The 13,858-nt window shown below is 64.1% G+C and carries 14 protein-coding genes; 1 reads left to right on the forward strand and 13 read right to left on the reverse strand.

All coding sequences use genetic code 11. The features are described from left to right. Positions 1-70 precede the first annotated feature (70 nt). The 7 genes from JYG34_RS19890 to JYG34_RS19920 form a co-directional block, all read right to left on the reverse strand. Complete coding sequence (locus JYG34_RS19890) at positions 71-925, reverse strand: peptidoglycan DD-metalloendopeptidase family protein (RefSeq protein WP_213657985.1); 855 nt, start codon at positions 923-925, stop codon at positions 71-73. 180 nt (positions 926-1,105) lie between these two features. Then, complete coding sequence (locus JYG34_RS19895; RefSeq protein WP_162042960.1) at positions 1,106-1,744, reverse strand: protein-L-isoaspartate(D-aspartate) O-methyltransferase; 639 nt, start codon at positions 1,742-1,744, stop codon at positions 1,106-1,108. Between the two features lie 38 nt (positions 1,745-1,782). Next, positions 1,783-2,532, reverse strand: coding sequence for a 5'/3'-nucleotidase SurE (gene surE, locus JYG34_RS19900; protein WP_011535252.1), 750 nt, complete (start codon positions 2,530-2,532; stop codon positions 1,783-1,785). Then, complete coding sequence (gene truD, locus JYG34_RS19905; protein WP_213657986.1) at positions 2,520-3,578, reverse strand: tRNA pseudouridine(13) synthase TruD; 1,059 nt, start codon at positions 3,576-3,578, stop codon at positions 2,520-2,522. The genes surE and truD overlap by 13 nt, the downstream gene beginning before the upstream one ends. Beyond that, complete coding sequence (ispF, locus tag JYG34_RS19910) at positions 3,575-4,048, reverse strand: 2-C-methyl-D-erythritol 2,4-cyclodiphosphate synthase (RefSeq protein ID WP_213657987.1); 474 nt, start codon at positions 4,046-4,048, stop codon at positions 3,575-3,577. Before ispF ends, truD begins: the two co-directional genes overlap by 4 nt. Before the next feature lie 63 nt (positions 4,049-4,111). Further along, the gene (fghA, locus tag JYG34_RS19915) at positions 4,112-4,960 is read right to left on the reverse strand and encodes an S-formylglutathione hydrolase (protein ID WP_213657988.1); all 849 of its coding nucleotides are present in this window, start codon (positions 4,958-4,960) and stop codon (positions 4,112-4,114) included. Between the two features lie 10 nt (positions 4,961-4,970). After that, the gene (locus tag JYG34_RS19920) at positions 4,971-6,083 is read right to left on the reverse strand and encodes an S-(hydroxymethyl)glutathione dehydrogenase/class III alcohol dehydrogenase (RefSeq protein ID WP_213657989.1); all 1,113 of its coding nucleotides are present in this window, start codon (positions 6,081-6,083) and stop codon (positions 4,971-4,973) included. Between the two features lie 108 nt (positions 6,084-6,191). Here JYG34_RS19920 and JYG34_RS19925 point away from each other — a divergent pair, with 108 nt between their 5' ends. Continuing rightward, complete coding sequence (locus JYG34_RS19925) at positions 6,192-7,106, forward strand: LysR substrate-binding domain-containing protein (RefSeq protein WP_213657990.1); 915 nt, start codon at positions 6,192-6,194, stop codon at positions 7,104-7,106. A gap of 88 nt (positions 7,107-7,194) precedes the next feature. Here the strand turns inward: JYG34_RS19925 and ispD are convergent, their stop codons facing one another. From ispD to tilS, 6 genes are all read right to left on the reverse strand, one after another. Then, a complete protein-coding gene (ispD, locus tag JYG34_RS19930) occupies positions 7,195-7,902 on the reverse strand; it encodes a 2-C-methyl-D-erythritol 4-phosphate cytidylyltransferase (protein ID WP_213657991.1) in 708 nt (235 codons plus the stop codon). Next, positions 7,899-8,180, reverse strand: coding sequence for a cell division protein FtsB (gene ftsB / locus JYG34_RS19935; protein WP_011535259.1), 282 nt, complete (start codon positions 8,178-8,180; stop codon positions 7,899-7,901). Before ftsB ends, ispD begins: the two co-directional genes overlap by 4 nt. A gap of 158 nt (positions 8,181-8,338) precedes the next feature. Further along, complete coding sequence (gene eno / locus JYG34_RS19940; RefSeq protein ID WP_213657992.1) at positions 8,339-9,628, reverse strand: phosphopyruvate hydratase; 1,290 nt, start codon at positions 9,626-9,628, stop codon at positions 8,339-8,341. Positions 9,629-9,783: 155 nt separating this feature from the next. After that, complete coding sequence (kdsA, locus tag JYG34_RS19945; protein WP_213657993.1) at positions 9,784-10,629, reverse strand: 3-deoxy-8-phosphooctulonate synthase; 846 nt, start codon at positions 10,627-10,629, stop codon at positions 9,784-9,786. A gap of 3 nt (positions 10,630-10,632) precedes the next feature. Then, complete coding sequence (locus JYG34_RS19950; RefSeq protein WP_213657994.1) at positions 10,633-12,261, reverse strand: CTP synthase; 1,629 nt, start codon at positions 12,259-12,261, stop codon at positions 10,633-10,635. A 270-nt stretch (positions 12,262-12,531) separates the two neighbouring features. Next, positions 12,532-13,827 carry a tRNA lysidine(34) synthetase TilS gene (gene tilS / locus JYG34_RS19955; protein WP_213657995.1) on the reverse strand — a complete coding sequence of 432 codons (1,296 nt, stop codon included), beginning with the start codon at positions 13,825-13,827 and terminating at the stop codon, positions 12,532-12,534. Positions 13,828-13,858 lie beyond the last annotated feature (31 nt).

Below are 13,858 nucleotides of genomic sequence, written 5' to 3' on the forward strand. Positions count from 1 at the left end.
GAGCGTCACCTTTCCCTGGTAGCGCTGGAGCCTGTCCCCTCTACATCCAAGGAACAGGCCGGGACAATGATCAACGGCGTGGCAGGAACTGGAGAGGATCGACGGGTTTGCCCTGGCGGCGAATCTCGAAATGCAGCTTCACCCGATCAGTGCCCGTGGACCCCATTTCTGCGATCGTCTGCCCTGCCTTGACCTGCTGCCCCTCCCGAACCAAAAGCCTGCGGTTGTGACCGTAGGCACTGACGTAGGTATCGCTGTGCTTGATGATGACCAGTTCGCCGTAGCCCCTCAAGCCACTACCGGCGTAAACCACCGCACCATCAGACGCAGCAAAAACAGGCTGTCCCAAATCACCGGCGATATCAATGCCTTTATTCAAACTACCGTTTGAAGCGAATTTTCCAATCAGCACACCGTTGGCCGGCCACGCCCAACCGCCCACGGCGCGCTCTGCGGCGGGCACCTGGGCAACCGTTTGCGAGGTGGAGGATGGCGGCGTGGTCGTGGTTTTTCCGTTTTCGGCAGGCGGCACGGTGGTAGTGACCGGGCGGCGGATGACGGTGGTCTTGCTCGACGACGATGGACTGGTCACCACCGTGGTGGTGCCACCCGAGGCGCTACTGAAGCGGATCGGCTGACCGGGGCGGATGGTGTAGGGGGCGGGAATATTGTTGCGCGCCGCGAGCTCCTTGTAGTCCCAGCCATAACGGAAGGCGATGGAGAACAGGGTGTCACCCGGCTTGACGATGTATTGCCCCGAGGTCACGGCCGCGCGCTTGGGTGGCGCGTTGTTGCGGTCGACCACACGCGCGCCGCTCGATCCGGTGCTGGAGCAGCCGGCCAACAGGGTCCCCATGGCCAACGCAATCACCAGAAGCTTCAAACCCGATCGATCCTTGCGCTGCCGAATGACTGTGTGACCCACCCGCGCTCCCCTCATGGTGCCTTTTAACGAAAAAATGAAATGCAATATTGTTGCAATTATAACCGAGCCTCCACGCTAGAGGTGACCCGGTTTGAACACGGCACCCAACGGGCGCCACGCCAGATAGACCGAAGCCAGGCACAGGAATTCGCTGGCGGCGTAAATATTCCCGTGGCCGCCTCAGGCGAGCGGGCCGTTGAGCAACGGCACGAAGCGCACCGCGCCCAGCACGCGCCGGGAAAAACCTTGCTCTTCCCGGACGATCAGCATCAGTTGCTGGGTTTCCCCTGCCGGCCCGACCGGAATCACCATGCGCCCACCCGGAGCCAGCTGGTCCAGCAGCGCCTGGGGGACTTCCGGCGCCACCGCGGTGACGATGATGCCGTTGTAGGGCGCCAGCGCAGGCCAGCCTTCGCAACCATCGCCCCAACGGAACACCACGTTGCGCAAGTTGAGCTCCACCAGGCGCTCCTTGGCACGGTCTTGCAGGACCTTGATACGCTCCACCGAGAACACCCGCTCCACCAGTTGCGCGAGGATCGCGGTCTGGTAGCCGGAGCCGGTGCCGATCTCCAGCACCTTGTCCAGGGGGCCCGCCTCGAGCAACAGCTCGCTCATGTGGGCGACCATGAAGGGCTGCGAGATGGTCTGGTTGTGGCCGATCGGTAGCGCTGTGTCTTCGTAGGCGCGATGCGCCAGGGCCTCGTCGACGAACAGGTGACGTGGCGTTTTGCGAATGACCTCGAGCACCTTGGCGTTCGACACGCCCTCTTCATACAGGCGCTGGATCAACCGCTCCCGCGTGCGCTGGGAGGTCATGCCAATGCCGCGGCGCATCAGATCGTCCTGTTCACGCATCAGAGCACGCCCTCCAGCCAGCCGTCGAAGCGCTCGAAGGCATCATTGAAGGTGCGATCCAGCTGCAGCGGGGTGATCGAGACGTAACCTTGCATCACCGCATGGAAATCGGTGCCCGGCCCGCCATCCTCGGCATCACCGGCCACGGCGATCCAGTAACCTTCCTTGCCCCGTGGGTTGACCACCTTGGTGGGTGCCGCCGCGCGTGCGCGATGGCCCAGGCGGGTGAGCTGGATACCGCGGATGTGCTCCAGCGGCAAGTTGGGGATGTTGATGTTCAATACTGTGCGCGGTGGCAGCTCCAGGCGCGATTGCGCCTCGACCAGCCGGCGGGCGATGTAGGCGGCGGTGGGCAGGTTGTCCGGCAGCCGCGAGAGCAACGAGAACGCCAGTGAAGTACCGCCGAGGAAGCGGCCTTCGAGCGCGGCGGCGACCGTGCCGGAGTACAGCACGTCATCGCCCAGGTTGGCGCCCAGGTTGATGCCCGACACCACCATGTCAGGGGTGTGCTCGAGCAGGCCGTTGAGCCCCAGGTGCACACAGTCGGTGGGGGTGCCGTTGAGGCTGATGAAGCCGTTGGCCAACGTCTGCGGGTGCAGTGGCCGGTCCAACGTCAGCGAGCTGCCGGCACCGCTCTTGTCTTGATCCGGGGCAATCACCACGCACTCGGCATGGTCCGCCAGCGCTGCGTGCAGCGCGGCGATGCCGGGTGCGGTAACACCGTCGTCATTCGAAATCAGAATACGCATGGGCTGTCCGTCTGCCCTGCCGGCACCAGATCGACGAGTTCGCGCACCACCACGGTGGCGAAGCATCCGGCCGGAAGGACGAATTCCAGTTGCAGGATATCAGTCTCGGGATAATGCCACGTCAGCCGCCCAATAGGGAGCCGCAGGATGCGCCGTTCGTGATCCATGCCCGCTCGCGCCAGCCATTGGCACAGCTGCGGATGCCGGTCGCCGACTTCGGACTCGAGCGCTTGCGGTGTGCCGCCACCAGGCGCCGCCCCTTCGCCCCACAGCGGGCCGGTGGGGTGCAAGTCCAATATTGCCAGGCGCGGATCGCTGCACTCGGCCTCCCCCGCCGCGAAGAAGCTGCGGCTATCGGTGAAGGCCAGCAGGTCGCCGACCTGGGCATGCTGCCAGGTGCCATCGGCGACACGCGCCGCCAGCACCTGGTTGAACAGGTAGCTGCGCGCGGCGGAGAGCAGCCGTGAGCGGACATTGCGTTGCTCCGGCAGGGCCTGGCGCGCCGCCCAGTCCTGGGCGTCGTGGACATTGCCGCCGCCGTGGCCGAAGCGCTGGGCACCGAAGTAGTTGGGCACACCGTGCTGCTTGAGCTGCTCAAGACGTGCGTCGAGCGCCGGGTGCTCGGCTTTCAGCCCGGTCAGGCGCAGCGTGAAACCATTGGCCGAGTGCGCGCCGCGTTGCAGCTTGCGCTGGTGGCGCACCTGCTTGAGCACGCGCAAGGTTTCGTCTTCGGCGCGGGACAGGTCCGGGTCGGCCTTGCCAGGCAGATGCAGGCTGAACCACTGCCGGGTCAGGGCCTGGCGATCCTTCAGGCCGGCATAGCTGATCGAGCGCACCGGCACACCGGCGGCACGGGCCAGGCGGCGGGCGGCTTCCTCGGTGTTGAGGTCGCGCTTCTCGACCCACAGCCACAGGTGCTCGCCCTGGCCGGACAGCGGAATGTCGAGGACTTCATCGACCTGGAAATCTTCGGCGACCGCCTTGAGCACGGCGGTACCCAACACCTCGCCCGAGGCGCGCGGCCCCAGCAGTTCCAATTCGGTCATGCTGGCAGCAACAGGGCCACCGCATGCACGGCGATGCCCTCCTCGCGACCGGTGAAGCCCAGTTTCTCTTCGGTGGTGGCCTTGACGTTGACCTGGTCGAGCTCGACCTGCAGGTCGGCGGCAATCTGCTGGCGCATGGTTTCGATATGCGGGGCCATTTTCGGCGCCTGGGCGACGATGGTGGCGTCGATGTTGCCGACTTTCCAACCCTTGTCGCGGACGATACCGACCACATGACGCAGCAACGCGCGGCTGTCGGCGCCCTTGAACTGTGGGTCGGTGTCGGGGAAATGCTTGCCGATGTCGCCCAGCGCCGCGGCACCGAGCAGGGCGTCGCTCAGGGCGTGCAGCAGCACGTCGCCGTCGGAATGGGCCAGCAGGCCGTATTTGTGGGGGATACGCACCCCGCCCAGGGTAATGAAATCACCGTCGCAGAAGCGGTGGACATCGTAGCCGTGGCCAATACGCATAGAAAAACGCCCTGATTGAGTCAGGGCGTGATTCTACCTTCATTTGGAGCTGCAAGCTGCAATCTAAACCCGCCCCAACGCCACCGCATGATGGCGCAGATGCTCATCGATGAAGCTGGCGATGAAGTAGTAGCTGTGGTCGTAGCCCGGCTGCAGGCGCAGGGTCAGCCGATGCCCGCCCTTGCGCGCTGCCTGTTCCAGCGCCTGTGGCTTGAGCTGCTTGTCCAGGAAGTCGTCACGATCACCCTGGTCCACCAGCAGCGGCGGACACTCACCTGCCTCGGCCAGCAGCACACTGGCATCCCACTCGCGCCAGCGCGAGCGGTCTTCACCCAGGTAACGGGAAAACGCCTTCTCGCCCCACGGGCAATCCATCGGGTTGCTGATCGGCGAGAAGGCCGACACCGAACGATAACGCCCAGGGTTGCGCAAGGCGCAAACCAGCGCGCCATGCCCGCCCATGGAGTGACCGCTGATACTACGCTGGTCGGAGGCCGGGAAGTGCGCCTCGATCAGCGCCGGCAGCTCCTGCACCACATAGTCGTGCATGCGGTAGTGCTGCGCCCAGGGCTGCTGGGTGGCGTTGAGATAGAACCCGGCACCCAGGCCGAAATCCCATGCGCCGTCCGGATCACCCGGCACCTGCTCGCCCCGCGGGCTGGTGTCCGGCGCGACGATGATCAGCCCAAGCTCGGCGGCCAGGCGCTGGGCGCCGGCCTTCTGCATGAAATTCTCGTCGGTGCAGGTCAGGCCGCTGAGCCAGTACAGCACCGGCAGCCTCTCCCCCTGCTCGGCCTGGGGCGGCAGGTAGACGGCGAACACCATGTCGCAGCCCAGCACCTTCGAGTTGTGCCGGTAACGCTTGTGCCAGCCGCCGAAGCTTTTCTGGCAAGAGATGTTTTCCAGCGTCATGGCAAGGGCCTCAGAAGTGGATCACGCTGCGGATGCTCTTGCCCTCGTGCATCAGGTCGAAGGCCTTGTTGATGTCCTCCAGGCCCATGGTGTGGGTGATGAAGGTGTCCAGCGGGATCTCGCCCTTCTCGGACATCTCGACATAGCTGGGCAGCTCGCTGCGCCCACGCACGCCCCCGAAGGCCGAGCCGCGCCACACACGCCCGGTCACCAGCTGGAACGGACGGGTGGCGATTTCCTGGCCGGCACCGGCCACGCCGATGATCACCGACTCGCCCCAGCCCTTGTGGCAGCACTCCAGCGCCGCGCGCATCAGCTGCACGTTGCCGATGCACTCGAAGGAGAAGTCCACGCCACCGTCGGTGAGATCAACAATGACTTCCTGGATCGGGCGGTCGTAGTCCTTCGGGTTGACGCAGTCGGTGGCCCCCAGTTGGCGGGCGATCTCGAACTTGGCCGGGTTGATATCGATGGCGATGATGCGCGAGGCCTTGGCCTTCACCGCGCCGATCACCGCCGACAGGCCGATGCCGCCCAGGCCGAAGATGGCCACGGTGTCTCCCGGCTTGACCTTGGCGGTGTTGAGCACCGCGCCGATACCGGTGGTCACGCCGCAACCGAGCAGGCAGACCTTCTCCAGCGGAGCCTCTTTCTGGATCTTGGCCACGGAGATTTCCGGCAGCACGGTGTACTCGGAGAAGGTCGAGGTGCCCATGTAGTGGAACAGCTGCTGGCCTTTGTAGCTGAAACGGGTGGTGCCATCGGGCATCAGGCCCTTGCCTTGAGTTGCGCGGATGGCCTGGCACAGGTTGGTCTTGCCGGAGCGGCAGAATTTGCATTGGCCGCATTCCGGGGTGTACAGCGGGATCACGTGATCGCCGACCGCCACCGAAGTCACGCCCTCGCCGATCGCCTCGACGATCGCCCCGCCCTCATGGCCGAGGATCGACGGGAAGATGCCTTCCGGGTCGGCGCCGGAGAGGGTGTAGGCGTCGGTGTGGCACACGCCGGAGGCCACGACGCGCAGCAGCACCTCGCCAGCCTTGGGCATGGCCACGTCCACTTCGACGATTTCCAGGGGTTTCTTGGCCTCGAAGGCTACAGCGGCGCGGGACTTGATCATCAATGGTCTCCAGACAGAGTGTCGATTCGTGTCTCGCAGTGTAATTCACCTTGATTTGATGAATAATCTGGCCACTTACAAAACATTATTGCCACACAGGGATAATCAATGAGCAGCCGCTGGGAAGGCATCGACGAATTCGTGGCCGTGGCCGAGTCGGGCCAGTTCACCGCCGCCGCCGAGCGCCTTGGGGTTTCCTCATCACATATCAGCCGGCAGATCGCGCGCCTGGAAGAGCGTCTGCAGACCCGACTGCTGTATCGCAGTACACGGCGGGTGACCCTGAGCGAGGCTGGCCAGACCTTCCTGCAGCATTGCCAGCGCCTGCAGGATGGCCGTGAGGAAGCGCTGCGCGCCATGGGCGACCTGGCCAGTGAACCCAAGGGGCTGCTGCGCATGACGTGCGCCGTGGCCTATGGCGAGCGCTTCATCGTGCCTCTGGTGACGCGCTTCATGGCGTTGTACCCGCAATTGCGGATCGAGGTGGAGCTGAGCAACCGTACGCTGGACCTGTTGCATGAGGGCATGGACCTGGCCATTCGCCTGGGCCGCCTGCAGGATTCGCGGCTGGTAGCGACACGCCTGGCGCCACGGCGCATGTACCTGTGCGCCTCGCCAGCCTATCTGGAACGCTACGGGCGGCCCCACAGCCTGTCGGAGCTGGCGCGGCACAATTGCCTGGTCGGCAGTTCCGACCTGTGGGCGCTGCAGCAGGATGGTCGCGAGATCAGCCAACGGGTGCAGGGCAATTGGCGCTGCAACAGTGGGCAGGCGGTGCTGGATGCGGCGTTGCAGGGGATGGGGTTGTGCCAGTTGCCCGACTATTACGTGCTGGAGCATCTGAACACGGGGGCATTGGTGTCGTTGCTGGAGGGGCACCAGCCACCGAACACGGCGGTGTGGGCACTGTATCCGCAGCAGCGGCACCTGTCGCCGAAGGTGCGCAGGCTGGTGGATTACCTGAAGGAGGGGTTGGCGCAATTGCCCGAATATCGCACCACGCCTTTGTACAAGCGGCTTTAGCCGCGATGCCGGCAACGCGATTCTGGCACCCGCTTCGCGGGTGATCGCGGCTGAAGCCGCTCCTACAGGGGCGGAGCCAGATCGGTGCTCAGCGGCGGCCGGACCAACGCTGGCGCAACCACTCCAGGTCTTCCGGCCGGGTCACCTTGATGTTGTCACTGCGCCCTTCGACCAGGCGCGGCGCATGGCCGGCCCATTCGATGGCGGAGGATTCGTCAGTGACGGCCACGTCTGACACCAGGCACTCGGCCAGGGCCCGGTGCAGCATGCCGAGCCGGAACATCTGCGGCGTATAGGCCTGCCAGATGGTGCTGCGATCGACAGTGGCGGCCACACGGCCATCGGCGCCGGCACGCTTGAGCGTGTCCCGCGCTGGCACCGCCAGCAATCCACCTACAGGATCATCAGCAAGCTCGGACAGCAACTTGTCCAGATCGCTACGTGCCAGGTTGGGGCGCGCCGCATCGTGCACCAGCACCCAGTCATCATCCGACGCCCCTTGGGCGTGCAGCAGCAACAAGGCATTGAGCACCGAGTCGGCCCGCTCGCGGCCACCCGCCGCGCGTTGAATGCGCGGATCGCTGGCACAACGCAGGCCAGGCCAGTACGGATCGTCTTTGGTAATGCTGACCACCACGCCCTTGAGCGCGGGGTGGTCGAGGAAACAGTCGAGGCTATGCTCGAGGATGGTCTGCCCGCCCAGTTGCAGATACTGCTTGGGGCGGTCGGCAGCCATGCGGGCACCCACACCCGCGGCGGGAATCACGGCCCAGAAGGCCGGCAGTACGTTTGTCATTTCTGCGGCAACTGGTAGAGGGTTTCCCCCTCCTTGACCATCCCCAGTTCATGACGAGCCCGTTCTTCCACGGTCTCCATACCTTTCTTCAACTCCAGGACTTCAGCGTCAAGCACGCGATTACGCTCCAGCAGCCGTTCGTTCTCCGCATGCTGGTCGGCGATCTGCTGCTTGAGTTCGGTCACTTGCGCCAGGCTGCCATTACCCACCCAGAGGCGGTATTGCAGGCCGCCGAGCAGCAGGAGCAGGACGAGGAACAACCAATAGGGACTGCGCATGAAGATATCCAGGGTAGAAAAGGCCGCCGCAGCGAGCTTCCGATAGCACGAAGCCTGGCCGAGGCCAGGCTTCGTCGACAGAAACCGGTTGGAGACAACCGAACGATCAGAGCGAACGTTCAGCCGGCCCCGGCTGCTGCCTTTTTACCATCTCTTGCTCAGCCGCGAAACTCGGCACGACCGCGATATACGGCCTTGGCGCCCAGTTGCTCTTCGATGCGCAGCAGTTGGTTGTACTTGCTGACGCGGTCGGAACGGCACAGCGAACCGGTCTTGATCTGGCCGGCAGCGGTACCCACGGCCAGGTCGGCGATGGTCGAGTCTTCGGTTTCACCGGAACGGTGCGAGATCACCGCGGTGTAGCCGGCGGCCTTGGCCATCTGGATGGCTTCCAGGGTCTCGGTCAGCGAGCCGATCTGGTTGAACTTGATCAGGATCGAGTTGCCGATGCCCTTCTCGATGCCTTCTTTCAGGATCTTGGTGTTGGTGACGAACAGATCGTCGCCCACCAGCTGGACTTTCTTGCCGATCTTGTCGGTGAGGATTTTCCAGCCAGCCCAGTCGGACTCGTCCAGGCCGTCTTCGATCGAGATGATCGGGAAACGCTCGGTCAGGCCTTTGAGGTAGTCGGCGAAACCTTCGGCGTCGAACGACTTGCCTTCACCGGACAGGTTGTACTTGCCGTCTTCGTAGAATTCAGAGGCCGCGCAGTCCAGGGCCAGGGTGACGTCGGTGCCCAGCTTGTAGCCGGCTTTCTCGACGGCTTCGGCGATGGCGCCCAGGGCGTCTTCGTTGGAGGCCAGGTTCGGCGCGAAGCCACCTTCGTCACCGACGGCGGTGTTCAGGCCACGGGCCTTGAGCACGGCTTTGAGGTGATGGAAGATCTCGGTGCCCATGCGCAAGCCGTCGGAGAAGGTCTTGGCGCCAACCGGCTGCACCATGAACTCCTGGATGTCGACGTTGTTGTCGGCGTGTTCACCGCCGTTGATGATGTTCATCATCGGAACCGGCATCGAGTACTGGCCCGGGGTGCCGTTCAGGTTGGCGATGTGGGCGTACAGTGGCAGGTCCAGGTCCTGGGCGGCGGCCTTGGCGGCGGCCAGCGACACGGCCAGGATGGCGTTGGCGCCCAGCTTGGCCTTGTTCTCGGTACCGTCCAGCTCGATCATGGCGCGGTCCAGGGCTTTCTGGTCAGCCGGGTCCTTGCCCAGCAGCAGGTCGCGGATCGGGCCGTTGATGTTGGCGACGGCCTTCAGCACGCCCTTGCCCAGGTAACGGCTCTTGTCGCCATCACGCAGCTCCAGCGCTTCGCGCGAGCCAGTGGAAGCACCCGACGGCGCGCAGGCGCTGCCGATGATGCCGTTGTCGAGCAGTACATCGGCTTCCACAGTGGGGTTGCCACGCGAATCGAGAACTTCACGACCTTTGATGTCGACGATTTTTGCCATTGTTGTAAGCACTCCAGAATTGACGAAAACAACGCAGCTTTTGGGAATTCTTGCCGTTCACCAGGCGACATGGCACGGGCAGGCCTGGGGAAGGGAGCCCCCTGACCGATAGGTCAGGGGGTGGAACGGGCGGTACTTTACCCGAGAAATGAGCTTTACGCGGTTTCTACCGTCGGAAAACTTTTCACCAGGTCGTCCAATTGCTTCAACTGCGCCAGGAACGGCTCCAGCTTGTCCAGGCGCAGCGCGCATGGACCGTCGCACTTGGCGTTGTCCGGGTCCGGATGGGCTTCGAGGAACAGCCCGGCCAGGCCCTGGCTCATGCCGGCCTTGGCGAGATCCGTGACCTGGGCACGGCGGCCACCGGCGGAGTCGGCGCGACCGCCCGGCGTCTGCAGCGAGTGGGTCACGTCGAAGAACACCGGGTACTCGAACTGCTTCATGATGCCGAAGCCGAGCATGTCCACGACCAGGTTGTTGTAACCGAAGCTCGAACCGCGCTCACACAGGATGAGCTGGTCGTTGCCGGCTTCGACGCACTTGTTGAGGATGTGCTTCATCTCGTGGGGCGCCAGGAACTGCGCCTTCTTGATGTTGATCACAGCGCCGGTCTTGGCCATCGCCACGACCAGGTCGGTCTGGCGCGACAGGAAGGCCGGCAGCTGGATGATGTCGCACACTTGAGCGACCGGCTCGCACTGGTAGGGCTCGTGCACGTCGGTGATCACCGGCACGTTGAAGGTGCGCTTGATCTCCTCGAAGATCTTCAGGCCTTCTTCCATGCCCGGGCCACGGTACGAGTTGACCGACGAACGGTTGGCCTTGTCGAAGCTGGCCTTGAACACGTACGGGATACCGAGTTTCTCGGTCACCCGCACGTACTCCTCGCAGACCTTCAGGGCCAGATCACGGGATTCCAGGACGTTCATGCCGCCGAACAGGACGAACGGCTTGTCGTTGGCGATCTCGATGTTACCGACGCGAATGATCTTCTGAGTCATGGATCAGGCCTTGTTCTTCTGTGCCAGGGCAGCCTTGACGAAACCGCTGAACAGCGGGTGGCCGTCACGTGGCGTGGAGGTGAACTCCGGGTGGAACTGGCAGGCGACGAACCATGGGTGGTCCTTGGACTCGACCACTTCGACCAGCGCACCGTCTTCGGAGCGGCCGGAAACCACCAGGCCGGCGTCGATCAGTTGCGGCAGCAAGTTGTTGTTCACTTCGTAGCGGTGACGGTGACGCTCGGTGATCACGTCCTTGCCATAGCAGTCGTGGACCTTGGAGCCGGCAACGATCTGGCAGTCCTGCGCGCCCAGGCGCATGGTGCCGCCCAGGTCGGAGGCTTCGGTACGGGTTTCGACCGCGCCGGTGGCATCGGCCCACTCGGTGATCAGGCCGACGACCGGGTGGCCGCTGTTGCGGTCGAACTCGGTGGAGTTGGCGTCTTTCCAGCCCATGACGTTACGGGCGAACTCGATCACGGCCACCTGCATACCCAGGCAGATGCCGAGATACGGGACCTTGTTCTCGCGGGCGTATTGCACCGCGGTGATCTTGCCTTCCACGCCGCGCAGGCCGAAACCGCCCGGCACCAGGATGGCGTCGGCGCCTTCCAGCAGGCTGGTACCCTGGTTCTCGATGTCTTCGGAGTCGATGTAGCGCAGGTTGACCTTGGTGCGGTTGGTGATGCCGGCGTGGCTCATCGCTTCGATCAGCGACTTGTACGCGTCCAGCAGCTCCATGTACTTGCCGACCATGGCGATGGTCACTTCCTGCTCAGGGTTGAGCTTGGCGTCGACAACCTTGTCCCACTCGGACAGGTCGGCGCTGTTGCACTGCAGGCCGAAGCGCTCGACGACGAAATCGTCCAGGCCTTGTGCGTGCAGCACGCCAGGAATCTTGTAGATGGTGTCGACGTCTTCCAGCGAAATCACCGCACGCTCTTCGACGTTGGTGAACAGCGCGATCTTGCGGCGCGACGAAGCGTCGACCGGGTGGTCGGAGCGGCAGATCAGCACATCAGGCTGCAGGCCGATGGAGCGCAGCTCCTTGACCGAGTGCTGAGTAGGTTTGGTCTTGGTCTCGCCAGCGGTGGCGATATATGGAACCAGCGTCAGGTGCATCAGCATGGCGCGCTTGGAGCCGACTTCGACGCGCAGCTGGCGGATGGCCTCGAGGAACGGTTGCGACTCGATGTCGCCCACGGTGCCACCGATCTCGACCAGCGCGACGTCGGCGTCACCGGCACCTTTGATGATGCGGCGCTTGATTTCGTCGGTGATGTGCGGGATGACCTGGATGGTCGCGCCCAGGTAGTCGCCACGGCGCTCTTTGCGCAGCACGTGCTCGTAGATGCGGCCGGTGGTGAAGTTGTTGTTCTGGGTCATCGTGGTGCGGATGAACCGCTCGTAGTGGCCCAGGTCGAGGTCGGTCTCGGCGCCGTCGTGGGTGACGAACACTTCACCGTGCTGGAACGGGCTCATGGTGCCCGGGTCGACGTTGATGTACGGGTCCAGCTTGAGCATGGTGACCTTGAGCCCCCGCGCTTCCAGGATGGCCGCCAGGGAAGCCGAGGCAATGCCTTTCCCCAATGAAGAAACAACACCGCCCGTGACGAATATGTAGCGCGTCATGAAAAACCCTAGAAGTCTGCGTTAAGGCGGCATGGGCCGCCGGAGAAAGCGAAGGAAGGCCGAAGCCCCCGATCACCTGCGTCAATCACAGTGCATCTCGAAAAACTGCCGCGTCTGTACAGACCAGGGGTATCCCCGGCATGGAGCTCGCTCGTCATTTTAAGAAATCAGCCCAGCAAAAAACTGCTTGGTAATCGGCAACTCCTGTGTTTTTGCGCAACCCACAGAAGCTGTATCAAGAAGGGAGGGTAGTCTACCCGAATGTACCCTTCAGCTCAAACCTTGCACGTTCGTCGGTGGTTGCCAGTGCAGCTGGCAATCTGCCAATGCCAGCTCGGGCAGGTTGGCCACCGCCAGCAACTGCTCGCCGCGATACAGCAACGGCAGGCGCGAGCGCACGAAGCATGGGACCTGCAGTTCATTGAGCAGGCGCTTGAGATCGCGTCGACCGCGGCCGGGCACCTGCAGGAACTCGCCGCCCTGGCGGTAGCGGATACGCAGGCCATCAGCCGGTAGGCACGAGCGCAGTTGGACACTGCCATTGCCTGGCAGGCGCAACGCTTGCGCGTCATCGAGCCAGGGGTGTTCGCCCGATACCGTGCCCAGCCAATCGCCACTCAGCCACCAGATGCGCCCATGACTGCGGTGCAGTTCGCCGTCGGTCAGGCGCCAGACCGGACGGGCATCGACCGCCGCGTCGCGCAGATCGCTCCAGCCGGCCCAATGGCGAGTGTCAGGCAGGCGGGTGCGCTGGCTGAGCCAGTACTGCAGGGCGTTGCGCTGACGCGCCGGGGTCAACGCGCAGAGCGCATCGAGGCTTAGAGAATCCAACCCTAGCCAGGGCAGCGGCGCATTGTCGCAGGCACTCACCAGGTCGCAGCTGGCCAGCTCGTCCAGCAGACCCAGGGCTTCGCCCAGGTGTTCGGCACTACGCGCCAGGTGGGCTTCGGCCTGCGGCCAGCGACCGCGCAGCAGCGGCAGGACCTCGCCACGGAGGAAGTTGCGGGCAAAGGCCGTGTCGCCATTGGAAGGGTCATCGACCCATACCAGCCCGTGAGCGTCGGCGTAGGCCTGCAACTGCTGGCGCGACAGCCCCAGCATCGGCCGCACCAGGCTGCCCTGCCCCAGCGCCCGATGTTCCGGCATGGCAGACAATCCGCGCAGGCCGGCGCCGCGCAGCAGGCGAAAAAGCAAGGTCTCGGCCTGGTCGTCGCGGTGCTGACCGGTGAACAACACCTCGCCTGCGCCCAGTCGTTTTTCGAAGGCGTCATAGCGGGCATTGCGCGCCGCCTGTTCGAGACTGGCGCCGGAGGCGACCTGGACAGGGACCACATCGAATTCGACCCCCAGAGCAGCACACACCGCTCGGCAGTGATCGGGCCAGGCGTCGGCGGCGGCTTGCAGGCCGTGATGAACATGGAGGGCGCGCAGAGGGGGCGCGGGATGGTGGCGAATGTAGCTGGCGAGCAGGTGCAGGAGGACTGTGGAGTCCAGGCCGCCGGAGAAGGCGACGTACCAGGCGGGGGCTGAAAGCCAGGGGGTGAGTTGAGAGGTCAGGTTGATCATCAGGACCTCACAGGATTCCTGAATGCCGGGA

It is taken from the genome of Pseudomonas entomophila, from assembly GCF_018417595.1.
In the GTDB taxonomy this organism is placed as follows: domain Bacteria; phylum Pseudomonadota; class Gammaproteobacteria; order Pseudomonadales; family Pseudomonadaceae; genus Aquipseudomonas; species Aquipseudomonas entomophila_C.

What these genes read in the sequence shown, in the direction of transcription:
- eno (WP_213657992.1), bottom strand. Translation starts at nt 9,628, where the DNA reads ATGGCAAAAATCGTCGACATCAAAGGTCGTGAAGTTCTCGATTCGCGT.
- kdsA (WP_213657993.1), bottom strand. Translation starts at nt 10,629, where the DNA reads ATGACTCAGAAGATCATTCGCGTCGGTAACATCGAGATCGCCAACGAC.
- fghA (WP_213657988.1), bottom strand. Translation starts at nt 4,960, where the DNA reads ATGACGCTGGAAAACATCTCTTGCCAGAAAAGCTTCGGCGGCTGGCAC.
- ftsB (WP_011535259.1), bottom strand. Translation starts at nt 8,180, where the DNA reads ATGCGCAGTCCCTATTGGTTGTTCCTCGTCCTGCTCCTGCTGCTCGGC.
- JYG34_RS19925 (WP_213657990.1), top strand. Translation starts at nt 6,192, where the DNA reads ATGAGCAGCCGCTGGGAAGGCATCGACGAATTCGTGGCCGTGGCCGAG.
- JYG34_RS19920 (WP_213657989.1), bottom strand. Translation starts at nt 6,083, where the DNA reads ATGATCAAGTCCCGCGCCGCTGTAGCCTTCGAGGCCAAGAAACCCCTG.
- truD (WP_213657986.1), bottom strand. Translation starts at nt 3,578, where the DNA reads ATGACCGAATTGGAACTGCTGGGGCCGCGCGCCTCGGGCGAGGTGTTG.
- ispF (WP_213657987.1), bottom strand. Translation starts at nt 4,048, where the DNA reads ATGCGTATTGGCCACGGCTACGATGTCCACCGCTTCTGCGACGGTGAT.
- surE (WP_011535252.1), bottom strand. Translation starts at nt 2,532, where the DNA reads ATGCGTATTCTGATTTCGAATGACGACGGTGTTACCGCACCCGGCATC.
- JYG34_RS19895 (WP_162042960.1), bottom strand. Translation starts at nt 1,744, where the DNA reads ATGACCTCCCAGCGCACGCGGGAGCGGTTGATCCAGCGCCTGTATGAA.
- tilS (WP_213657995.1), bottom strand. Translation starts at nt 13,827, where the DNA reads ATGATCAACCTGACCTCTCAACTCACCCCCTGGCTTTCAGCCCCCGCC.
- ispD (WP_213657991.1), bottom strand. Translation starts at nt 7,902, where the DNA reads ATGACAAACGTACTGCCGGCCTTCTGGGCCGTGATTCCCGCCGCGGGT.
- JYG34_RS19950 (WP_213657994.1), bottom strand. Translation starts at nt 12,261, where the DNA reads ATGACGCGCTACATATTCGTCACGGGCGGTGTTGTTTCTTCATTGGGG.